The organism is Aquabacterium sp. OR-4 (assembly GCF_025290835.2).
In the GTDB taxonomy this organism is placed as follows: Bacteria; Pseudomonadota; Gammaproteobacteria; order Burkholderiales; family Burkholderiaceae_C; genus Pseudaquabacterium.
The window spans coordinates 2,675,428-2,696,108 of sequence record NZ_JAOCQD020000001.1 but is presented as its reverse complement, the minus strand read 5'-3'; the positions used below and the strand labels follow the sequence as shown (position 1 = coordinate 2,696,108).

The following is a 20,681-nucleotide window of genomic DNA, read 5'->3' as shown; positions in this document are numbered from 1 at the left end:
CGCGGCCCCGTGGCCAGGCGATGACATCCTGCCGCCTGGGGCCGTGGCGCGGCAGGCTGACGGTGGGGCGGGCGATCGCTTGGACATGCCGGCGGATACGCGCGACGGCGCGCACCGGATGCAGCGGCCCCGCGTTGCCGTCGCGGGTGCCCAGGCCGCTGCGGCAGGCCGGGGGGCACGGGCGACTCATGCGCGCTTTTCTTTGGCGCGGGCCTGACCGGCGCGGCCACGCGCCTTCCACTCCGACAGCTGGCGCTTGCGCTCCAGCGCGCTGAGGGTGTCGCGCTGGGCCTCGCGGCGCAGTTTGTGGAAGCTGCGCAGGCGCTCGGCCGGCAGGCCGGCACGCACCGCGCAGCCCGGCTCGTTCTCGTGCTGGCAGTCGCGGAACCGGCACTGTGTGGCCAGCGCCGCCACATCGCCGAACACCTCGCCCAGCGCCGCCTCGTCGGTGTCCAGGCGCAGCGTGCGCAGCCCCGGTGTGTCGATGATGCAGGCGCCACAGCCGGTGAGGTGCAGGCTGCGCGCCGTGGTGGTGTGGCGCCCGCGGCCGTCGCCCTGGCGTGTGGCGCCGGTGTCCTGCAGCGCGGCGCCGCACAGCGTGTTGGTGAGCGTGCTCTTGCCCGCGCCGCTGGAGCCCAGCAGCACCAGCGTGCGGCCGGCCCCCAGCCAGGGCGCCAGCGCCTGCGCCGCGGCGGCCTGCTGGCCGTCCACCGCCAGGGCCTCGGTGTCGCGCGGCAGCATGGCGCGCACGGCGGCCAGCCGGCTGTCGACGTCGGGGCACAGGTCGGCCTTGGTCAGCACCACCACCGCGTCCACGCCGGCCAGGCGCACCAGGGTCACATAGCGCTCCAGCCGGCGCAGGCTGAAGTCGTGGTCGAGGCCCATGGTCAGCAGCGCGGTGTCGACGTTGCTGACGATGACCAGGCGCGCCAGCTTGTCGCGCCCGTCGTGCAGGCGGCGGGTGATCTGGTTGCTGGGCGGCACGCGGGCATGCACCCACCAGTGCTGCCAGGCGTCGGGCTGGGCCAGCACCCAGTCGCCCACGGCCAATGCGTCGGCCTGCTGCTGCAGCGCGACGATCAGCCGCGGCAGCGGCCGTGCGGTGGTGGTGGCTTCGCCGTCGTGCAGCAGCACGTGCTCGCGCTGCACCTCGACCACGCGGCGCAGATGCAGTGCGGGGCACGGTGAGGCGTCGGGCGATGGGCCGGCGGCCGGCGGTGGTGCGGCGGCGCCGGGGTCGGCGGCGGGGCCGGGGCCTGGGCCGGCCGTTGCCGGTGTGGTCAGCGCGTCGGCGGGCGCGCCGTCGGCTTGCCAGGCGGCCAGCTGTTGCAGCAACACCTGGGTGAGCCCGATGCGGCGCAGTCGGGCCAGGGAGTCTGAATCGATCATGTCGTGCTCGTGATGGGGCGGCGCGCAGGCGCACGCCACCCGCGTGCCCGAGGGGCACGGAACAAGGGGTGGAGAGCGGGCGTGGGGCTCGCGCAGCAGGCCGTCGTGGCGACGGCCAATACCCATCACGGGACGGGGTGGCGGGTCAGTCGACCCGCCGCTGGGTCAGGCGCGGCGGCGCGGCAGGGCCGGCAGGCAAGCCCACGCGAAGGCAAGGTCAGGGGTCGTTTCCATGGCAGTCTCCTTCGGTGGGTGGATCGAGGGCGCCACTGTGGCGCAGCGGGGTGGCCCGGTCAAGCCGTGCGCGCCCGGTGGCGGCGGGCTGGGGCGGGCCATGGTGCCTCCGGCGGGAATCGAACCCACATCTAGCGCTTAGGAGGCGCTCGTTCTATCCATTGAACTACGGCGGCACACGCGGCGCGGATTCTCGCATGGGCGCTGCCTGTGCCAGGCCGCCGCGGCCGGCGCTCACCAGCGCCAGGACCAGATCAGGTCGACCGCGTTCTCGCTGCCCGATTGCGCGCGCAGCGTGAAGCGCTGGGCGATGCGGTAGATCAGCTGCCAGGTGCCGGCCGTGCTGTTGACGCTGCGCTCGTAGCCCAGGTACCAGCGCCGCGACAGCTGCTTGCCCAGGCTGATGACGGTGTCGCGCACGTCGCCCTCGGTCTGGCGCACCGAGAAGTCGGTCAGGCCCAGCGTGTCGAGCAGGGTGTCGGTGGGCGCCTGGCCGTCGCCCGACAGCAGCGCCAGCGCAGCGCGCTGCAGCAGCGCGGTGTCGGTGCGGCCCAGGCCGTCGGAGCTGCGGCCCAGCACCAGCCAGGAGAGTTTTTCGTAGTCGCTCAGGTCGGGCTCGCTGAACAGGCGGATGCGGGGCGCCTGCGCGGTGCCGGTCAGCGAGACGCCCACCAGCACATCCAGGTTGGGGCGGATGGCCTGCACATCGATCGCCGGGTTGTCGAGCGCGCCCGAGAAGCGCACCTCGCCGCGGCGGATGTCGAGCTTCTGGCCATAGGCCGCGTACTGGCCGCCCTCGGCGCGCACGGTGCCGTTGAGCGCCAGCCGGCCGCCCGGGCTGGAGATCTGCAGCTTGCCGCGCAGGCCGGTGTCGATGCCGCGCCCGCGCAGGCGCAGGCGCTCGCCCAGATCCACGCGCAGCGCCAGGCGGGTCTGGCGCAACGATGCCGGCACGGCGGCGGCCCTGCTGCCAGCCGTGGCGGCCTCAGGGGCGGTGGCGGTGGTGGGGGCGCTGGTGGGGGCGCCGGTGGATGCGCTGGTGGATGCGCTGGTCGGGGCCGCCACCGTGTCGCCGCCGCGGTGCACGCGCACGTCGTCGTCGAGCGCGGGCGCTTCGCCGCGGCTGATGTCGAACAGGCCCTCGTCGATGCGGAAGTCGCCCTCCACCGCCAGTTGCTCGGCGTCGAGCCGGGCCTGGGCGCGGCCGCTGGTGAGCAGGCGGCGATCCACCCGGCCGATCAGGCGAAAGCGCTCGGCCACCAGGTCCAGCGTGGCCGCCGGCGTGGCACCCAGCGTGGCCTGGCCGCTGAGCGCCAGCGTGCCGCCTTCGCCGCCCTTGAACTGCAGGCGTTCGATGCGCGCCTTGTCGCCATCCAGCGTGATGGCCAGCTCGCCGTCCTGCAGCTGGATGCCCTGCAGCAGGTGGCGCACCGCGATGCCGCTGCCGCTCATGCGGCCATTGACCTGTGGCGCGCCCAGCGTGCCGCCAAAGCTGGCGCTGGTGTGCAGCTGCCCGGCCAGGCGCCAGCCCGGTGGCACCCAGGTGCCCCAGGCGCCCAGGTTGGCCACCTGCGCCTCGAGCACGCCCTGCAGCGTGGCGTCGCGGCCGGGCCAGCGCAGGCGCGGGTCGGTGCGCAGCACCTGGGCACCGGCCATGGCGCCGATGCTGCGGCCGGCCAGGCCCTGGGCAAACTGCCACAGGCCGTCGTGGGCGCTGAGCGCCAGGCGCAGCTCGCTGAGGCCCAGGCTCTGGCTCTGGCCCAGCTCGTCGGTGATGGTCAGATCGCCGCCGCCGCGCTCGAGCACGATGTCGGCATCCAGCTGCTCGGCCAGGCGGATCTCCACCCGGCCGCCCAGCGTGAGCTGGCCGCTCCAGCCGATCTCGGGCTGCAGCTTCTGCAGCAGGCTGGCCACGTCGATGGTGTCGAGCGTGCCGCGCAGCTCCCACAGCCCCTCGGGATGGCGTGTGCCGGCACCCGCGGCCTGCCAGCGCAGCTGCTGCCACTGCAGGCCGGTGCTGGCCAGCTGCACCCGGCCGGGCCCGGCATCGAAGGCCAGCGGCCGCAGCCCGCGGTCGAGCCGCAGCTCGGCCAGCGGCCATTGGGCGTCGAGCCAGGTGCGGGCGCCGGCCGCGCTGTTGGCGGTGGCGGTGGCCGCGCTGGCGCTGCCAGGGGCGGCATGGGCCGGGCGTGCGGCGCCGCGCAGGCGCACCGCCTGGGCCTGCCAGCGGACGCCGCCATCGGCCTCGGGCAGCCAGCGGCCGCGCGATTCGAGCTCGATGCGGGTGCCGGTGCCGGGGCTGCCGATCAGCGGCTCGGTCCAGGCCGGAGGCCGCACCGGGCTGTCGGCCTGCAGCCTGAGCGTGTGCTCGCGCAGGCTGCCGTCGGCGCGCGCCTCCAGGCGCTCCAGGCGTTGCGCACCCGCGGCCAGCTGGCGCAGTTGCAGCTGCAGCTGCAAGGGGGCGTCGATATCGGCGCCGCTGCGCCAGCTCAGCTGGCCCGACTGCAAGGTGGCCGCGCGCGTGGCCAGGGCGTCGGCCTGCCACTGGCCCTCGGTGGCCTGCAGCGCCGGCCAGCGGCCGCGCAGCTGCAGGCTGCCGTGCAGGCTGCCGGCGCGTGGCCACAGGCCGGCGCTGGCCGGCCAGGCCTCGGCCAGCCAGGCGCCCCAGGGCGCCAGTGCGGCCAGCTGCGGGCCTTGCCAATCGAGCCGGGCCTGATCGTCGGTGGGCGTGGCGCCGCTTTGCCAGCGCAGCGCCAGCCGGTTGCCGGCGGCGGTGAGGCTGGCGTCGAGCTGCGGCCGGGCGGTGTTGCCATCGAGCGTGAGCTGCCCGGCCAGCGGCACGCCGGCCAGCAGGCTGTCGGCCAGGGTCAGCGCGGCACGGCCCTGCAGCGCCGGCAGGCGGGCCAGCAACTCGGCCGGGGGCGTGCCCGAGGCGGCCGAGGGCGCGGCGCCGCTGCGTGCGGCCTGGGGGGTGGCGCGGGTGGTGGTGCCGGTGGCGGCGGCAGTGCTGGTCGGCCACAGCAGGTCGGCCTCGAGCCGGCCGGCCAGGCGGTGCGGGCCGCGCTGCCACACCGAGCCGGGTGTGCCCGGCCACCAGGGCAGCGGGTCAAAGCCATCTAAGCGGCCGCTGCCCTGCACGCGCCAGCCGCGCGGCTCGCTGCGCAGGTTCAGCGTGGCCTGGGCGCTGGTCGGGCCCGAGCGCAGGGCGGCCTCGCGCAGCAGCAGGTGGCTGGCGCTGGCTTCGCCCACCGCACGCAGCTGCACCTCGGCCGTCGCTGTGCCGGCGGGCAGGCGGCCTGCCTGCAGCCGGCCGGTGAGGCGGGTGTCGAAGCTGACGCTGGGCGTGGCACCAGCCTGGCCCAGGCCGCTGAGCGTGAGCGACAGCGGGCCGCTCAGGCGCATCGGTGCGGCGCGCTGGTCCAGGCGCGCGGGCGCCACGTCGTCGAGCTGCAGGTCAAGGTGTGCCTGTGCGCCTTGCCAGTGGCCCTGGCCGCTGAGCTGCCCGGCCGCGCCCTGGGCGTCGGCCAGCTGCAGCGTGAACCGGCTGAGCGCCAGACGGTCGGGCTGGCGCGGCGTGGCGCTGGCCTCGGCCTGCAGGCTGCGCAGCGGCAAGCCGCCCAGGTGCCAGGCGGCGGGGCGCTGGTTGTCCAGCCGCAGCTGCAGCCGCGCCGGGCGGTCGAGGCCGTCGCTGGCCACCGTGGCCTGGCCGTTCAGGTGGGTGCCGGGCAGGCGCGGCGACAGCGCGGCCAGATCGAGCGCCTGGGTCTCGAACTGCAGCGCTGCCAAGGGCCAGGCCGCAAAGGGCGTGACGGTGGCGCGGGCCTGCAGCCGCGGCGGCGGGTGCGCCGCCTGGGCCGCCGCGGTGGCGGGTTCGGTGGCCGCACCCTGCAGCTGCAGCGTGAGGGCCAGCCGGGCCAGCGGGCCGGTGGCCTCGGCACGCGCCTGCCAGGGCAGGTTGTGGCCACCTGGGCCGCGTGTGGCGCCCTGTGCGGCGAGCTGCAGCCGGGTGTTGAGCGGCGCGGCGCTGTCGATCTGCGCCTGGCCGCTCAGGTGCAGCTGCTCCAGCGTGGCGGACTGCAGCTCGAGGCGGTGCCGCGCCCCGGCGCCGGCGCCCAGGTGCAGCCGGGCCTGCACCTGCTGCAGTGGCGGCTGGGCATCGATCTGCAGGCTGCCGATCTGCAGCCGGTCGATCTGCAGCACCAGCGGCAGTGCCAGCTGGGTGGGCGCGGTGATGGGCGTGGTGGACGGCGGGCCGCTGCGGTAGTGCAGTTGCGCGGCCGACACCTCGCCCAGGCGCAGGCCCACCCAGGCGCCGGCGTGCGGCTGCCAGGTGAGGGTGTCGCGCCGCAGCACCAGCTGCTGGATGTGCAGCGTGCCGGCCTGGCCGGGCAGGGTCCAGTCGAGCCGGTCGATGCGCCAGGTGGCGGTGCCCGGTGTGCCATGCACACCCTGCACCTGCAGGCCCGGCACCTGGGCCAGCAGCCAGGGCAGGCTGGCCGGGCGCTGCCACCACCAGGCACCGCTGCCCACCAGGCCGGCCAGCAGCACGGCCAGGCTGGCCAGCGTGATGGCCAGCCAGCGCCGGCGTGGTGCCGGGGCCTGGGCCGTGGCCGCTTCAGGTGCAGGTGCAGGTGCAGGTGCAGGCACCGTGGGCGGCAGCACCGGCGCGGCCGCGCTGGCGGCGGGATCGGGGGGCGTGTTCATGGCCTGCGGGCGCGCTCAGAAGGCGATGCCGACCGACATGTGCAGGCGCAGGCGGCGCAGCTCCTGGCCATAGGCCAGGTCGGCGCGCAGCGGGCCGATCGGGCTGCGCCAGCGCACGCCCACGCCGTAGCCCCAGGCGGCGCTGTAGTCGGTCCAGCGGTCGACCGCGCGCCCGGCATCGACAAACACCGCGCCCCACACCGCCGGCAGCGCGGGCGACACCGGACGCGCCAGCTCCAGGCTGCTGGTCAGCAGCAGCGAGCCGCTGATGGTGTTGCCGCTGGCGTCCACCGGCGCCAGTTCGCGGTAGCCGTAGCCGCGCACCGAGTCGTCGCCACCGGCGCGAAAGCCCAGTGCGTCGGGCACCACCTGCTGCTCGCGCTTGATCACCTGGCCGGCTTCCAGGCGCGCCTGGCCGTACCACTGCGCACCCAGCGGCAGGTAGCCGGTGAAGCGGCCGTAGAGCCGGCCGAACGGGCCGTGGCCGCTGCCCGCCCGGGCCTGGCCGGCGCCGCTTTGCACCGACAGGCTGTAGCCGCGCGTGGGCAGGGTCTGGCTGTCGAGCTGGCGCCACACCAGGTGCAGGTTGGCCGACAGCGCCTCGGCGGTGGACACGCCGGCGGCGTCGCTCTGGCGCGAGCGCAGCAGCTCGGCGAACAGCAGGCGCTCGAACTGCGGCGTGTCCTGCGTCCGGCCCAGGCGCAGGCGCTGCGAGAGCACGATGTCGGTGTCGCTCTTCACGCGCTCGATCTGCACGCCCAGCAGGTTTCGGTAGAAGCCTTGCGCCGGATGGGTCAGCAGATCGCCGCTCCAGGTCTGGCTGTCGCGGCCCCATTCGAGCTTGTTGTAGGCCGTGAGCGGGCGGCCCAGCAGGCGGCGGTGGTGGTGCTCGAGCGTGGCGCGCGGCCCGGTGTTGGCGCTGTAGCCCAGGCCCACGGTGGCCTGCCGCAGCGGCTTCTCGGTCACGCGCACCAGCACCGGGGCTGCCGCGGCACCGCTGGCCGCGGGGTCGAAGCCCACGCTCACCGCATCGAACAGGCCGGTCTGCAGCAGGCGCTCCTGGTACTCGAGCAGACGCACCTCGGTGAGCGGCGCGCCGGCGCTGAAACCGGCCAGGTGGCGCACCGTCTGCGCATCGTGCGCCGCCAGGCCGCGCACCTGCACCTCGCCGGCGCGAAACAGCGGGCCGCTGTCGAGCACCACGAACAGCGCCGCACGCTGCGTGGCCAGATCGATGTCGGCATTGCTGCCATTGAGCAGGGCACCGGCATAACCGGCCGCGCGCAAGCGGCCCACCAGGGCCTGCTTGGTGTCGGCCCAGGCCGGGTTGCGAAAGGGCGCATCGGCCACCGGCCGGCCCAGGGCCTCGAGCGCGGCGCGCAGCGCCAGCGCATCGGCATCGCCGGCGTCCAGGCGCTGGCTCAGCTCGCCCTCGAAATCCAGGCGCAGGCTGCCGATGCGCACCCGCGTGCCCGGCTGCACCGACACCTGCACATGGGCCGGCGTGCCATCGAGGCGCTGCACCGTGACCCGCGGGTCGAAGTAGCCCTCGGTCTGCAGCAGCTCGCGCACCTGGGCCGGGGTGGCGGCGATCAGCCGCGCCCACTCGGTGGCGCCCAGGGTCTCGTCATCGGGCAGCTCTTGCAGGCGCACGATGTCGAGGTGGCGCTCGAGCAGCGGCCGCAAGGCCGACGGCGCGTCGATCAGCACCCGCGCGCTGGCCGCCGGCGCCGCCGCCGCGCGCGCGGCGGCGGTGTCAGGCGCGGGGGCAAGCGCCGCTGCGGGCGCGGGCGTCACTGCGGGCGCCGGTGCGGTGGCCGGCGCCAGCAGGGCGCAGCCGCCCAGCGCTGACAGGGCCGACAGCACCGCCAAGGCCGGCAGCGCCGAGGCGGCGCGGCGCAGCAGGCTCACTTGCTGAGCAAGCGCATGGCCCCTTCCAGGCCCGCCAGGCTGAGCGGAAACATGCGCTGCTGGGTCAGCTGCTGCATGATGGCAATGCTCTGGCGGTACTGCCAGACGCCCTGGGGCTCGGGGTTGATCCACGCGTACTTGGGAAAGGCCTGCGTGAGGCGCTGGATCCATTCGGCACCCGGCTCCTCGTTGTTGTATTCGACGCTGCCGCCGGGCTGCAGGATCTCGTAGGGGCTCATCGTCGCGTCGCCCACGAAGATCAGCTTGTAGTCCTTGTTGTACTTGCGGATGATGTCCCAGGTGGGGGTCTTCTCGCTGAAGCGCCGGCGGTTGTTCTTCCACATGAAGTCATAGACGCAGTTGTGGAAGTAGTAGAACTCCAGGTGCTTGAACTCGCTCTTGGTGGCCGAGAAAAGCTCTTCGACGCGGTGGATGTGCTCGTCCATCGTGCCGCCCACGTCCATCAGCAGCAGCACCTTCACCTTGTTGTGCCGCTCGGGAATCATCTTGATGTCGAGCATGCCGGCGTTGGCTGCGGTGGCCTGGATGGTGTCGTCGAGCGCCAGCTCGAGTTCGTTGCCTTCGCGCGCAAAGCGGCGCAGCCGGCGCAGGGCCACCTTGATGTTGCGCGTGCCGAGCTCGAGCGAGTCGTCGTAGTCCTTGTAGGCGCGCTGATCCCACACCTTCACGGCACTCTTGTTGCGGCCCTTGTCCTGGCCGATGCGGATGCCCTGCGGGTTGACACCGTAGGCCCCGAACGGGCTGGTGCCACCGGTGCCGATCCACTTGCTGCCGCCCTCGTGGCGCTCTTTCTGCTCTTCGAAGCGCTTCTTCAGCGTCTCCATCAGCTCGTCCCAGCCCATCTTCTCGATCTTGGCCTTGTCCTCGGGGCTGAGCTCGAGTTCGAGGTTCTTGCGCAGCCATTCGAGCGGCACTTCCTGGGTGAAGTCGGCCACCATCTCCACGCCCTTGAAGTAGGCACCGAAGGCGCGGTCGAACTTGTCGAAGTGCACCTCGTCCTTCACCAGCGCGGTGCGCGCCAGGTAGTAGAACTGGTCGACCGAGGGGTCGATGACGCCGGCCTTCACCGCCTCGAGCAGCGTCAGGAACTCCTTGACCGAGACCGGCAGCTTGGCCGCGCGCAGGGTGTAGAAGAAGCTGATCAGCACGGTGTGTCCTTCAGGCCGGGGTGGGGTGGCCGATGCCAGCGGCCAGTATCCAACAATCGCCCCTGGCAGCGCGTCCGCTGCGCTACACCGGCGCGGCGCTCAGCCGCGCGCGCGCACCGCCAGGCTTTGCGCGGCACGGCCGATCAGGCCGAGCTCGTCGAACAGCTGTGATTCGGCCAGGCCGCAGCCGTTGGGCGCCAGCAGGGTGCGCGCATCCACGCAGACCCACTCGCCCACCGGTCGGCGCAGCAGGTGGATGCTGAGGTCTGAGTTGACGAAGCTGTACTGCGCAAAATCCAGCACCGCCGAGATGCCGTTGCCCGAATCGGCGGCCACCGCCACGCGCTGGTAGCCGCTGGCCGCTTCACCGGCCACCAGCGGGTGGCGCAGCCTGAACCAGGCGGCACAGCGGCCGCCAAAGAAGTGGCCGCTGGCCACGCGGTTCTCCACCAGATCGGCATAGCCGATGCGCTGGTTGAAGGGCATGCGGATGGGCGCGCTGTCGGCCGGCGGCAGCGGCGCCTGCGGCAGCGGGTGGCCGTCCAGCGCGGCCGGCAGCGGGGTCTCGCTCTCGCGCTGGGCCAGCGCGGTAAAGCGCGCCAGCTCCTTGCCGGCGCCCCACAGCCGGGCCGAGTAGTGCGCGGCGTTGCGCCCGGCGTAGTCGGTGCTGACCTCGATCTCCAGCTCGGTGATGGGCACCGGCCGCAGCAGGTTGGCGGTGAGCCGCGCGATGTGGCCCAGCCCATGCTCTTGCGCCACCGCCTCGATGGCGCGGCAGACCATGGCGATCGGCGGGCCGGCATGCTGGTGCTGCGGGTCCCAGGGGCCGCGGGTCAGGGCGCTGGCGCGCACCAGGCGCGGCGACAGCACGGTGTAGGCCGCGGGCGGCAGCGCGTCGGTGGGCTCGGTGGGTGGGGTCATGGCAGCGGATGCAGGGCGCTTGGCGCAGGGCCGGCCGGGGCGGGGTGGCCGCTCAGGCGCGCGCCTTGCGCGTGGCCCGGAGCGCCGGCTTGGTTTCGGGCTTAATCTCGGGCCTGGATGCGGCTTTGGATGCGGCTTTGGATGCGGTCTTGGATGCAGGCCTGCCGGCGAGCTTCGGGGCCGGCCTGGCAGCCGCCCCGGCGGCCTTGGCCGGTGCATCGGCGGCGCGGCGGGTGCGGCCGTTGCCATCGGGCAGGCGGTGCACGCCCAGCCAGGCAAAAAATTCGCGGTACCACTGGCGGCTGTTGTGCGGCTTGAGGATCCAGTGGTTTTCGTCGGGGTACCACAGCAGCCGGGCCGGCACGCCCAGGGCCTTGAGCGTGTTGTAGTAGGCCAGGCCCTGGGCATCGGGCACGCGGTAGTCGAGCGCGCCATGGATCACCAGCGTGGGTGTGGCCATGCTGCCGGCATGGGCGTGCGGGCTCTGGGCGTGCACGCGGGCCATGTCGTCCCAGTACCAGCCGCCCAGCTCCTTGGCATGCCAGGCCCAGGCATCGTCGGCAAACATGCCCACCCAGTCAAAGCAGCCGGCATGGCACACGTAGGCGGCATAACGTCCGGCCGGCACGTGCGCGTTCATCCAGGCCACCATGAAGCCGCCATAGCTGCCGCCGGTGGCGTACACGCGCCGCGGGTCGATGTAGGGGCGCTTGAGCAGCTCGGTGGTGGCGGCCTCGATGTCCTGCAGCTCGAGCTCGCCCCAGCGGTGGGTGATGCTGTCGAGGAAGGCATGGCCGAAGCTGCTGGAGCCGTGGTAGTTGACCACCGCCACCACATGGCCGGCAGCGGCGAACACCGGGTTGTTCCAGCGGTAGTGAAAGCCGTCGCCCACCGCCGTGTGCGGGCCGCCGTGGATGACCTGCAGCAGCGGGTACTGCTTGCTGGCATCGAAGTCGGGCGGGTAGAACAGCCACACCTGCACCGCATCGCCCTGCGCGCCGGTGACGCTGATCTCCTCGTGCCGGCCAAGCGCCAGCTGGGCCATCAGTGCGTCGTTGAAGTGCTCGATGCGGCGCGGCGGCTGGCCGGGCAGATGCGCCGTGGCCCGGGCCGGGTGGTCGGCCGCATCGGCCACGGTCACCAGGGTGCCGGCGGTCTTGTCGAAGGCCTGCACCCAGCCGCCCGACACCACGCGCTCGGCGCGCCGGTCGGCCAGGCTGAAGCGCCACAGGTGGCGGCGGCCACGCTCCTCGGCGCCCAGCAGCAGCGCGCCGGCATCGTCTTCCCACAGCAGCGGGGCCTGCACGGCGTGATCCCAGGCGCCGCTCACCACCTCGAAGGCCTCACCGCGCCGGCAGATCGCCAGCTGGCCCGGCGCGGTGTGGGTCAGGGCCTGGTGGCTGGCGATGAAGGCCAGCTGCTCGCCATCGGGCGCATAACGCGGCGAGCTCAGGTCCCAGGCCAGGTCTTGCGCCACGGTGGCCACGCGGCCGCTGGCGATCTCGAGCTCGGCCAGCGCAAAGCGGCCGTCCTGGCGCTTGTCGGGCGCCGGGTCGTAGGCGAACACCACGCGCTTGCCGTCGGGTGAGATGTCGAAGCAGTCACTGCCGGGCTCGGCGCGGCCCAGCTCGAGATCGGTGCCCTCGAACAGGTCGCGCACGCGGCCGCTGGCCACATCCATCACATGCAGGTGCGGCACGCGGCCCTGAGGCACGAAATGATCCCAGTGCCGGTACAGCGCATCGGCGGTGGCGTAGCCGGTTTCCTTGCGCTCGCGCTGGGCCTTCATGGCCTGGGCCTGGGCCTTGTTGCCCTTGAGGTCGGGCCACACCCACGACACGAACACGATGCGCTTGCCGTCGGGGCACCAGCGAAAGGCCTCCACGCCGGTGGCCACCTCGCCCACGCGCCGGGCCTCGCCGCCGTCCACCGGGATCAGGTAGAACTGCGGCGACTCGTCCTTCTTGCCCTGCTGCTCGCGCCGCGCCACGAAGCCCACCTGGTGGCCGTCGGGCGAGAAGCGCGGCTGGCCGTCCTTCTCGCCGCACTGGGTCAGCCGGCGCGGCGCACCGCCCAGCGTGGACAGCAGCCACAGCGCGCTTTCGGCACGGTTGTCGTCCATCGCGTACGAGGCCAGCGCCACCACCGCCTGGGCACCGTCGGGCGACAGGCTCGGTGCGCCCAGGCGCTGCATCTGCCAGAGGTGTTCAACCGTGATCGGTGTGCGACGCGCCATGGACTCTCCAGGTGGATGCGATGGATTGTGACCCACAGCCGGGGCCCGGCCCGGGGGCCTGGGCTGTGCTCAAGTTGGCAGCCGGCGCGCCGATATCGCGGGCGATGATGGGAAACGTCGCCCTGCTCCTGCTGACCGTGCTGTTGCTGCAGCTGGGCGTGGCCTGCGCCTGGGGCATGGGCATCTGGGCCATGCAGCTGCCGCGCCGGCCGGCCTGGCACTGGCTGGTCTCGGGCCTGCTGTGCGCGGCCACCATGGCCCTGGTGCTGCTGCGCGATGCCATGCCCGGGCCCTGGGGCATCCCGATCAGCAACCTGGCGATGCTGGGCACCGCGCTGGCGCTGGCGCGCGGCATGCGGCTGTTTCTCGGTCTGCCGCTGGCCGACCGCGAGGCCCTGGTGGTGGTGGCCCTGCTGTGCCTGTGTGCGCTGCTGGCCATGCCGCATCAGCAGCAGCCGGCCGGCGTTCGCCTGCAGGCCGGTGGCACCACGCTGGCGCTGCTGTGGGTGCTGGCGCGCGCCACGGTGGCGGGCTACCAGGCGCTTTGCGCCGAGTTCGACCGCCGCCGCGCCCTGGCCCTGGTGGCGCCGATGGGTCTCACGCTGCTGATGGCGGCGCTGCGCCTGGTGTCGATGGTGGTGGCACCGGCGCGGCCGATCCATGTGGACGCCCCGCTGCATGTGGCCGTGGCCCTGCTGCTGCTGGTGGCCATGCTGATGCTGCACGGCTCGATGGCCGCGATGGTGGTGATGCGCCTGGTGGGCCAGCTGCGCGAGCTGTCGCAGCGCGACGCGCTGACCGGCCTGCTCAACCGCGTGGAGTGGCTGCGCCAGCTGCGCGCCCAGCACCGCTGGCTCAGCCGCCACGGCGAGGGCTATGCGGTGCTGATGATCGACATCGACCATTTCAAGCAGGTCAACGACCGCTGGGGCCACCCGGCCGGTGATGCGGTGCTGGTCAATGTGGCGCAGGTGCTCACCGGCTCGTCACGGGCGCTGGATGTGCTGAGCCGCCTGGGTGGCGAAGAGTTTGCCGTGCTGCTGCCGCGCACCGACGCCGCGGCCGCCGAGCGCCTGGCCGAACGCCTGCGCGCCGAGCTGGCCGCGTCGTCCACCCGCTGGCGCGAGCAGGCACTGCAGATCACGGTGTCGATCGGCGTGGCCCTGGCGCAGGATGCCGACGAGGCGCCGGCGCAGCTGATCGAGCGTGCCGACGCCGCGCTGTACCGGGCCAAGCACGGCGGCCGCAACCGCGTGGTGGTGGATGGCCTGGCGACCCTGGCTGCGCAGCCGGCGGAGGCGGCACCGTCATCGCCGGCACCGGTTCGGCCGCCAGCGGTGCCGTTGCCTGTGAAGATGCCAGTGGCGAAGCCGGCCGATCCCCCACCCGGCACCTTGCCCGGCCCGCGCGCGCGCCGGCCCGACTTTGCCGACACCGTCTAGCCAGACGCCCTGGGCTCAGGCCGCGTCGGCATGCGCCTCAGCGCGGCCGCTGCAGCTGGAAGTCGAGGTGCGCGCGCACCGTCGGCCACTCATCGGCGGTGATGCTGTACACCACCGTGTCGCGCAGCGTGCCGTTGGCAGCGCGCTGGTGGTTGCGCAAGATGCCGTCCAGCTGCGCGCCCAGGCGCTCGATGGCGCGGCGGCTTTGCTGGTTGAAGCGATGGGTGCGGAACTCCACCGCAATGCAGTCCAGCGTCTCGAAGGCATGCGCCAGCAGCAGGCGCTTGGCATTGGTGTTGAGCAAGGTGCGCTGCACCGAATGGGCGTACCAGGTCGAGCCGATCTCCACGCGCTGGTGCGTGTTGTCCACGTTCATGAAGGTGCTCATGCCCACGGCCTGGCCGCCGGCGTCGAACACCGTGAACGGCAGCATGCTGCCGGCGGCCTGCAGTGCCAGCCGGCGGGCGATCTCGGCGGCCATGCCCTCGGGCGAGGGGATGGCGGTGTACCAGAGCTTCCACAGCTCGCCGTCGCGCGTGGCTTCGCACAGCGCCGGGGCATGCTCGGTTGCCAGCGGCACCAGGCGCACATGCGGGCCGTGCAGCGTGACGGGGGTGCAGATCACAGGTTTCATCACGGCGGGCCCATCCGGTGGTGCTGCCAGGCGCTGCGGCGACAGGCGGCTCAGCGGTTGTGCTTTTGCATGAAGACCAGCTTCTCGAACAGGCTCACGTCCTGCTCGTTCTTCAGCAGCGCGCCCACCAGCGGCGGCACGCTGACCTTCTCGTCCTTGCTTTGCAGCACCTCGAGCGGAATGTCCTCGGCCACCAGCAGCTTGAGCCAGTCGATCAGCTCGCTGGTGCTGGGCTTCTTCTTCAGGCCGGGCAGGTTGCGCACGTCGTAGAAGGTTTTCATCGCCGCGCCCAGCAGCTCTTTCTTGAGCCCCGGGAAGTGCACGTCGACGATCTTCTGCATCGTGTCGGCGTCGGGAAACTTGATGTAGTGGAAGAAGCAGCGGCGCAAGAACGCGTCGGGCAGCTCCTTCTCGTTGTTGGAGGTGATGAACACCACCGGCCGGTGCTTGGCGCGGATCAGCTCGCGCGTCTCGTACACATAGAACTCCATGCGGTCGAGTTCACGCAGCAGGTCGTTCGGAAACTCGATGTCGGCCTTGTCGATCTCGTCGATCAGCAGCGCCACCGGCTGCTCGGCCGTGAAGGCCTGCCACAGCGTGCCCTTGACGATGTAGTTGTGGATGTCGCGCACCTTCTCGTCACCCAGCTGGCTGTCGCGCAGGCGGCTCACTGCGTCATATTCGTACAGGCCCTGCTGCGCCTTGGTGGTGCTCTTGATGTGCCACTGCAGCAGCGGCATGCCGAGCGCCGCCGAGACCTCCTCGGCCAGCATGGTCTTGCCGGTGCCGGGCTCGCCCTTGACCAGCAGCGGGCGCTTGAGCGTGATGGCGGCATTGACCGCCAGCATCAGGTCTTGCGTGGCGACGTAGTTGTCGGAGCCTTGGAACTTCATGGGTGGTGGGCGGGCTGTGTGGGGAGGAAACCGAAGCTTGCCAACCTGGGGGAATCATGCAGCTACCAGGGCGACAGCCCAGTATATGTGGCCCCATATAATGCGCCGCAGAGCCGTTGACGGCCATCAAATGCCGGCCAGCCGCACTGGTGTAGCCCGCCCCCTCCCCGACGAGACAGCCCGCCCACGACGATGAAAACAGCGCTCCATTCGATGATCCGCCTGCTCACCACGGGCATCGCTCTGGCCGCCATGGGCGTTGCCGCACAGGCGCAGGGCACCCAGGGCGGCGATGCCGCCAAGGGTGTCGGCAAGGCCGCCATGTGCATCGGCTGCCACGGCATCATCGGCTACCAGGCCACCTTCCCCGAGGTCTACAAGGTGCCGATGATCTCGGGCCAGGGTGCCAAGTACATCGTGGCCTCGCTGCAGGCCTACCAGAAGGGCGACCGCAAGCACCCCACGATGCGCGCCATCGCGGCGTCGCTCACCGAGCAGGACATGGCCGACCTCGGCGCCTACTACGAGCAGCAGGCCAAGGGCGTGGGCGCGCCGGCACCCGAGGCGCTGGCCCGGCCCGTGCCCGATGCCCTGAAAGACCGCATGGCCGCCTGCGTGGCCTGCCATGGCGCCAACTTCAGCAAGCCGATCGACCCGTCGTATCCCAAGCTGGCCGGCCAGCATGCCGACTACCTGGCCGCCACGCTGCGCGCCTACCAGACCGACGGCAATGCCAACGTGGGCCGTGGCAACGCCACCATGCGTGGCCAGGTGGTGCAAGAGGCCAATGGCCAGAAGAAGCACACCTTCACCAGCGCCGAGCTCAAGGCCATCGGCAGCTACCTGGCCTCGCTGCCTGGCGACCTGCACGTGGTGCCGCAGCCGCGCCTGCGCTGACCCGCCCGATCCACGCCGCGGCCTCTGCGCCGCCAGCACCCCGAAAAACCGCAGCCCGCAGGGCCTGCGGTTTTTTTTCGTCGCGTCGCACAGGCCGGCTCAAGCAGGGGGGCCTCGGGCCGATAAATGTCGGTAGCGATGACAACGGCCAACAAGTCCCTGAAGCGTATTCCGGTCAGTCAGGTGCGGCTGGGCATGCACCTGCACGCGCTGGAGGGCAACTGGATCGATCATCCGTTCTGGAAGGTGCGCTTCGTGCTGCGCGACCAGGAGGATCTGAAGAAGCTGCGCGCCAGCGCCGTGCGCGAGGTCTGGATCGACGCCGCGCTGGGCCTGGACGTGGCCGAACCCGGCGGCCTTGACGGCGTGCGCCTGGCCACCGCGCCATCGGCGGCCGCCAACGCGCGCACACCGCGCGCGGCCTTTGCCGCGGCCGACCACATCCGCCTGCCGATGCCGCCGCAGCCGCTGGCCCGCGGCGCCGAGCCGCCACCGCTGCCCGCGCCGCCGCCGGCGCGCCAGGAGCTGGCCGCCGAGCTGGCCCAGGCGGCCAAGACCTACCAGCGCTCGCGCGAGGTGATGAGCGGCCTGTTCAGCGAGGCGCGCATGGGCCGCGCGCTCGACGCCGAGGGCTGCGGCCCGCTGGTTGACGAAATCACCGACTCGGTGGCGCGCAACCCCGGCGCGCTGGTCAGCCTGATGCGGCTGAAGACCGCCGACGACTACACCTACATGCACTCGGTGGCGGTGTGCGCGCTGATGGTGGCGCTGGGCCGCCAGCTGGGCCAGGACGACGCCACCTGCCGCGCCGCCGGCCTGGCCGGCCTGCTGCACGACCTGGGCAAGGCGGCCATGCCGCTGGAGGTGCTGAACAAGCCGGCCCGCTTGACGGACGCGGAGTTCGCCGTCATCCGCACCCATCCCGAGCGCGGCTACGAGATGCTGCAGGAGGCGCGCGGCGCCAGCGAGCAGGCCATGGACGTGTGCCTGCACCACCATGAGCGCATGGACGGTGCCGGCTACCCGCACCAGCTGCCGCCCGAGCAGCTGTCGCTGCTGGCGCGCATGGGCGCGGTGTGCGACGTGTACGACGCGATCACCTCCAACCGGCCCTACAAGGCGGGTTGGGACCCGGCCGAGTCGGTGGCGCGCATGGCCTCGTGGAAGGGCCATTTCGACCCGGCCGTGTTCCGCGCCTTCGTGCGCAGCCTGGGCATCTACCCCAACGGCGCGCTGGTGCGGCTGGAGTCGGGCCGGCTGGCGGTGGTGATGGAGCAGAACCCCGACTCGCTGACCGCGCCCCTCGTCAAGGTCTTCTTCGACACCCGGCGCGAGATGCCGATCACGCCAACGCTGCTCGACCTGTCGCGCCCGGGCACCGACCGCATCATCGACCGCGAGCCGACCGGACGCTGGAACTTCCCGCACCTGGATGCGATGTGGGCCGGGGCCGATGTGCTGAACAAGACCAAGTAGTGGGGGCACCCGGCCTCACGGGTACGTGAGGCCACCCGCCGGGCGGGTTGCGGGCCGGCTTGGGGCGGCCCGGCGCTCGGCCCGCTGCGGGGGCACCCGGCCTCACGGGTACGTGAGACCACCCGCCGGGCGGGTTGCGGGCCGGCTTGGGGCGGCCCGGCGCTCGGCCCGCTGTGGGGGCACCCGGCCTCACGGGTACGTGAGGCCGCCCGCCGGGCGGCTACGGCATCGAGCGCGGCTTGTGCCGGGACAGCAGCAGTGCATTGGCCACCACGCTGACCGATGACAGGGCCATCGCGGCGCCGGCCACCATCGGGCTCAGCAGGCCCAGTGCGGCCAGCGGAATGCCCACCACGTTGTAGCCGAAGGCCCAGAACAGGTTCTGGCGGATGCGCCGGCTGATCGCGCGCGACAGGTCCAGCGCCTCGAGCACCAGGGCCGGATCGCCGCGCAGCAGGGTCAGGCCGGCGGTCTGCATGGCCACGTCGGTGCCGCCGCCATCGGCATGGGTCATGGCCAGGCCCACATCGGCGGCGGCCAGGGCCGGGGCGTCGTTCACGCCATCGCCCACCATGGCCACGCGCTGCTGCGGCGCAAGGCCGCTGCGCAGGCCGGCCACCAGGCGCGCCTTGTCGGCCGGCAGCACCTCGGCATGCAGCTCGGTGATGCCGAGCTGGCGGGCCAGCGCCTCGGCGGCGCCGCGGTTGTCGCCGCTGAGCAGCACCACGCGCAGGCCGGCGGCGTGCAAGGCCGCCACGGTGGCCGCGGCGCCGGGCTTGGGTGCGTCGCCAAAGGCCAGCAGGCCCAGCGCCCGCGGTGCCGGGCCGCGCTCGGCCAGCCACGAGACGCTGCGGCCCTCGGCGGCCCAACGCGCCGCCTGCGCGGCCAGCGCGGCATCGGCCACGCCCAGCTCGTGCATCCAGGCGCTGCTGCCCAGGGCCAGCGGCCGGCCATGCAGCTGGCCCTCGATGCCGCGGCCGGGCACCGCGCGCAGCTCGCAGGCGATGGCGGTGGCGGTGGCGGTGGCCGTAGTGGCCGTAGTGGCAGTGCCCTTGTCGATGGCCGCCACCGGCGGCGGTGCTGCGGCCGCGGCCGCGGCCTGCAGCACGGCGCGCGCCAGGGGGTGCTCGCTGCCGGCCTGCAGCGCCGCGGCCTGGGTCAGCACGGCCGCCTCGCCGCCCGCCAGGCCAGCGGCGGCCTGCAGGCCGGCCAGCACCGGTTTGCCTTCGGTGAGCGTGCCGGTCTTGTCGAAGGCCACCACCGCCACCTGGCGCATCAGCTCCAGCGCCTGCGCGTCGCGCACAAGAATGCCGCGCCGCGCGGCCAGGCCGGTGCCCACCATCAGCGTGGCCGGCGTGGCCAGGCCCAGCGCGCAGGGGCAGGCGATGACCAGCACCGACACCGCGTGGATCAGTGCCTGCGCCCAGTCGCCGCGCAGCAGGCCCCAGCCCAGCAGCGTGAGCAGGGCCAGCGCGCCCACCGCGGGCACGAAGACCGCGGCCACGCGGTCCACCGTCTGCTGGATCGGCGGCTTTCTGGCCTGGGCTGATTCAACCAGCGCGACGATGCGCGACAGCATGCTGGCGCCGCCCACCGCGGTGGTGCGCACCGCCAGCAGGCCCTCGCCGTTGATGGCGCCGCCGGTCACGCGGTCGCCCGGCGCCTTGGCCACCGGCAGGCTTTCGCCGGTGAGCAGCGACTCGTCCACATGGCTGCGGCCCTCGAGCACCAGGCCGTCGGTGGGCAGGCGTTCGCCGGGGCGCACCAGCACCGTGTCGCCCGGCTGCACCTCGGCCAGCGGCACGCTGCGCGACTGGCCGTCGGCGCCGCGCAGCAGGGCGGTGTCGGGCCGCAGTGCGCGCAGGGCCTGCAGCGCGCCCAGGGTGCGCTGCTTGGCCCGTGCCTCCAGCCACTTGCCAAACAGCACCAGCGTGATGACCACCGCCGCGCTCTCGAAATACAGGTGCGGCATGCCCTCGGGCTCACGCCACCACAGCGCCAGGCTCAGGCCGTAGGCCGCCGCGGTGCCGGTGGCCACCAGCAGGTCCATGTTGCCGGCGCCGTTGCGCAGCGCCTTCCAGCCAGCCACGAAAAAGCGCCCGCCGAAGCCGAACACCACCGGCGTGGCCAGCAGCCATTGCCACAGCGCGGGCAGCATCCAGTGGGCGCCGATCAGGTCGCCCAGCATCGGCCATACCAGCGGGGCGCTGAGCAGTGCCGCGGCGGCCACCTGCCAGCCGCGCAGCTCGCCACGCCGCGCAGGGCCGGCGGCGGCCGTGCCGTCGTCGAGCGGCACGGCCTCGTAGCCGGCGCGCTGCAAGGCCTGGCGCAGCGCCGCATCGCCGGCGGCGCCGGCCAGCCGCTGAACCTGGGCGCTGCCGGTGGCCAGGTTGACGCTGGCCGCCAGCACGCCGGGCACGCGCAGCAGCGCCTTCTCGACCCGGCCGACGCAGCTGGCGCAGCTCATGCCGTCCACGCGCAGCACACGCTGTTCGTCGGGAAGGCTGTAGCCAGCCTGGGCCACTGCGGCCCGCGCGGCCAGCACCGTGCCGGCGGCGCTGGCGGTGTCGAGCGTCAGGCTGACCTGCTCGGTGGCCAGATTGACCTCGGCGGCCTGCACACCGGGCACGCGGCGCAGCGCCTTTTCGACACGCGCCACGCAGCTGGCACAGCTCATGCCGTCGACCGGCAGGGTGAGGGTACAACTCGGTTCCATGAGCGCCATGCTAGACCCTGCGTTGGTGGCACAGTCTGATCGTCGTCGTCATCCACCAC

General features: G+C 72.9%; 12 protein-coding genes and 1 tRNA gene. 3 read left to right on the top strand and 10 right to left on the bottom strand.

The features are described from left to right. Positions 1–186: 186 nt before the first annotated feature. The 7 genes from rsgA to N4G63_RS11525 all read right to left on the bottom strand — a co-directional run bounded on the left by rsgA (position 187) and on the right by N4G63_RS11525 (position 12,564). On the bottom strand, positions 187–1,389 hold the full coding sequence (gene rsgA / locus N4G63_RS11555; protein ID WP_260788557.1) for a ribosome small subunit-dependent GTPase A: 1,203 nt from the start codon (positions 1,387–1,389) through the stop codon (positions 187–189). 335 nt (positions 1,390–1,724) lie between these two features. Further along, positions 1,725–1,799: transfer RNA gene (locus N4G63_RS11550), tRNA-Arg, on the bottom strand. Between the two features lie 58 nt (positions 1,800–1,857). Beyond that, entirely contained in the window at positions 1,858–6,327 is a 4,470-nt protein-coding gene (locus N4G63_RS11545) for a translocation/assembly module TamB domain-containing protein (protein WP_314599696.1), read from the bottom strand. A 15-nt stretch (positions 6,328–6,342) separates the two neighbouring features. Continuing rightward, the gene (locus N4G63_RS11540; protein WP_260788555.1) at positions 6,343–8,238 is read right to left on the bottom strand and encodes an autotransporter assembly complex protein TamA; all 1,896 of its coding nucleotides are present in this window, start codon (positions 8,236–8,238) and stop codon (positions 6,343–6,345) included. Further along, positions 8,235–9,407 carry a vWA domain-containing protein gene (locus N4G63_RS11535; RefSeq protein ID WP_260788554.1) on the bottom strand — a complete coding sequence of 391 codons (1,173 nt, stop codon included), beginning with the start codon at positions 9,405–9,407 and terminating at the stop codon, positions 8,235–8,237. The genes N4G63_RS11540 and N4G63_RS11535 overlap by 4 nt, the downstream gene beginning before the upstream one ends. A 99-nt stretch (positions 9,408–9,506) precedes the next feature. Beyond that, entirely contained in the window at positions 9,507–10,328 is an 822-nt protein-coding gene (locus tag N4G63_RS11530) for a thioesterase family protein (RefSeq protein ID WP_260788553.1), read from the bottom strand. Between the two features lie 52 nt (positions 10,329–10,380). Beyond that, positions 10,381–12,564 carry a S9 family peptidase gene (locus N4G63_RS11525; protein ID WP_260788552.1) on the bottom strand — a complete coding sequence of 728 codons (2,184 nt, stop codon included), beginning with the start codon at positions 12,562–12,564 and terminating at the stop codon, positions 10,381–10,383. A 107-nt stretch (positions 12,565–12,671) separates the two neighbouring features. Between N4G63_RS11525 and N4G63_RS11520 the strand changes: the two genes are divergently transcribed. Next, positions 12,672–14,006, top strand: a complete 1,335-nt coding sequence (locus N4G63_RS11520; protein ID WP_260788551.1) for a GGDEF domain-containing protein — start codon at positions 12,672–12,674, stop codon at positions 14,004–14,006. 37 nt (positions 14,007–14,043) lie between these two features. Here the strand turns inward: N4G63_RS11520 and N4G63_RS11515 are convergent, their stop codons facing one another. Then, positions 14,044–14,640 carry a GNAT family N-acetyltransferase gene (locus N4G63_RS11515; protein WP_260788550.1) on the bottom strand — a complete coding sequence of 199 codons (597 nt, stop codon included), beginning with the start codon at positions 14,638–14,640 and terminating at the stop codon, positions 14,044–14,046. A 50-nt stretch (positions 14,641–14,690) separates the two neighbouring features. Further along, positions 14,691–15,533 (bottom strand): AAA family ATPase, encoded by an 843-nt coding sequence (locus tag N4G63_RS11510; protein WP_260788549.1) that lies wholly within the window; start codon positions 15,531–15,533, stop codon positions 14,691–14,693. A 213-nt stretch (positions 15,534–15,746) separates the two neighbouring features. Here N4G63_RS11510 and N4G63_RS11505 point away from each other — a divergent pair, with 213 nt between their 5' ends. Then, on the top strand, positions 15,747–16,430 hold the full coding sequence (locus N4G63_RS11505) for a c-type cytochrome (protein WP_260788719.1): 684 nt from the start codon (positions 15,747–15,749) through the stop codon (positions 16,428–16,430). A gap of 138 nt (positions 16,431–16,568) precedes the next feature. Beyond that, positions 16,569–17,906: an HD-GYP domain-containing protein gene (locus N4G63_RS11500; protein WP_260788548.1), complete on the top strand. Its 1,338-nt coding sequence runs from the start codon at positions 16,569–16,571 to the stop codon at positions 17,904–17,906. Between the two features lie 220 nt (positions 17,907–18,126). Here N4G63_RS11500 and N4G63_RS11495 read toward each other — a convergent pair whose 3' ends face one another. Next, positions 18,127–20,622 carry a heavy metal translocating P-type ATPase gene (locus N4G63_RS11495; protein WP_314599694.1) on the bottom strand — a complete coding sequence of 832 codons (2,496 nt, stop codon included), beginning with the start codon at positions 20,620–20,622 and terminating at the stop codon, positions 18,127–18,129. Positions 20,623–20,681: the final 59 nt, after the last annotated feature.

What these genes read in the sequence shown, in the direction of transcription:
- rsgA (WP_260788557.1), bottom strand. Translation starts at nt 1,389, where the DNA reads ATGATCGATTCAGACTCCCTGGCCCGACTGCGCCGCATCGGGCTCACC.
- N4G63_RS11545 (WP_314599696.1), bottom strand. Translation starts at nt 6,327, where the DNA reads ATGAACACGCCCCCCGATCCCGCCGCCAGCGCGGCCGCGCCGGTGCTG.
- N4G63_RS11530 (WP_260788553.1), bottom strand. Translation starts at nt 10,328, where the DNA reads ATGACCCCACCCACCGAGCCCACCGACGCGCTGCCGCCCGCGGCCTAC.
- N4G63_RS11525 (WP_260788552.1), bottom strand. Translation starts at nt 12,564, where the DNA reads ATGGCGCGTCGCACACCGATCACGGTTGAACACCTCTGGCAGATGCAG.
- N4G63_RS11520 (WP_260788551.1), top strand. Translation starts at nt 12,672, where the DNA reads ATGGGAAACGTCGCCCTGCTCCTGCTGACCGTGCTGTTGCTGCAGCTG.
- N4G63_RS11515 (WP_260788550.1), bottom strand. Translation starts at nt 14,640, where the DNA reads ATGAAACCTGTGATCTGCACCCCCGTCACGCTGCACGGCCCGCATGTG.
- N4G63_RS11510 (WP_260788549.1), bottom strand. Translation starts at nt 15,533, where the DNA reads ATGAAGTTCCAAGGCTCCGACAACTACGTCGCCACGCAAGACCTGATG.
- N4G63_RS11505 (WP_260788719.1), top strand. Translation starts at nt 15,747, where the DNA reads ATGATCCGCCTGCTCACCACGGGCATCGCTCTGGCCGCCATGGGCGTT.
- N4G63_RS11500 (WP_260788548.1), top strand. Translation starts at nt 16,569, where the DNA reads ATGACAACGGCCAACAAGTCCCTGAAGCGTATTCCGGTCAGTCAGGTG.
- N4G63_RS11495 (WP_314599694.1), bottom strand. Translation starts at nt 20,622, where the DNA reads ATGGAACCGAGTTGTACCCTCACCCTGCCGGTCGACGGCATGAGCTGT.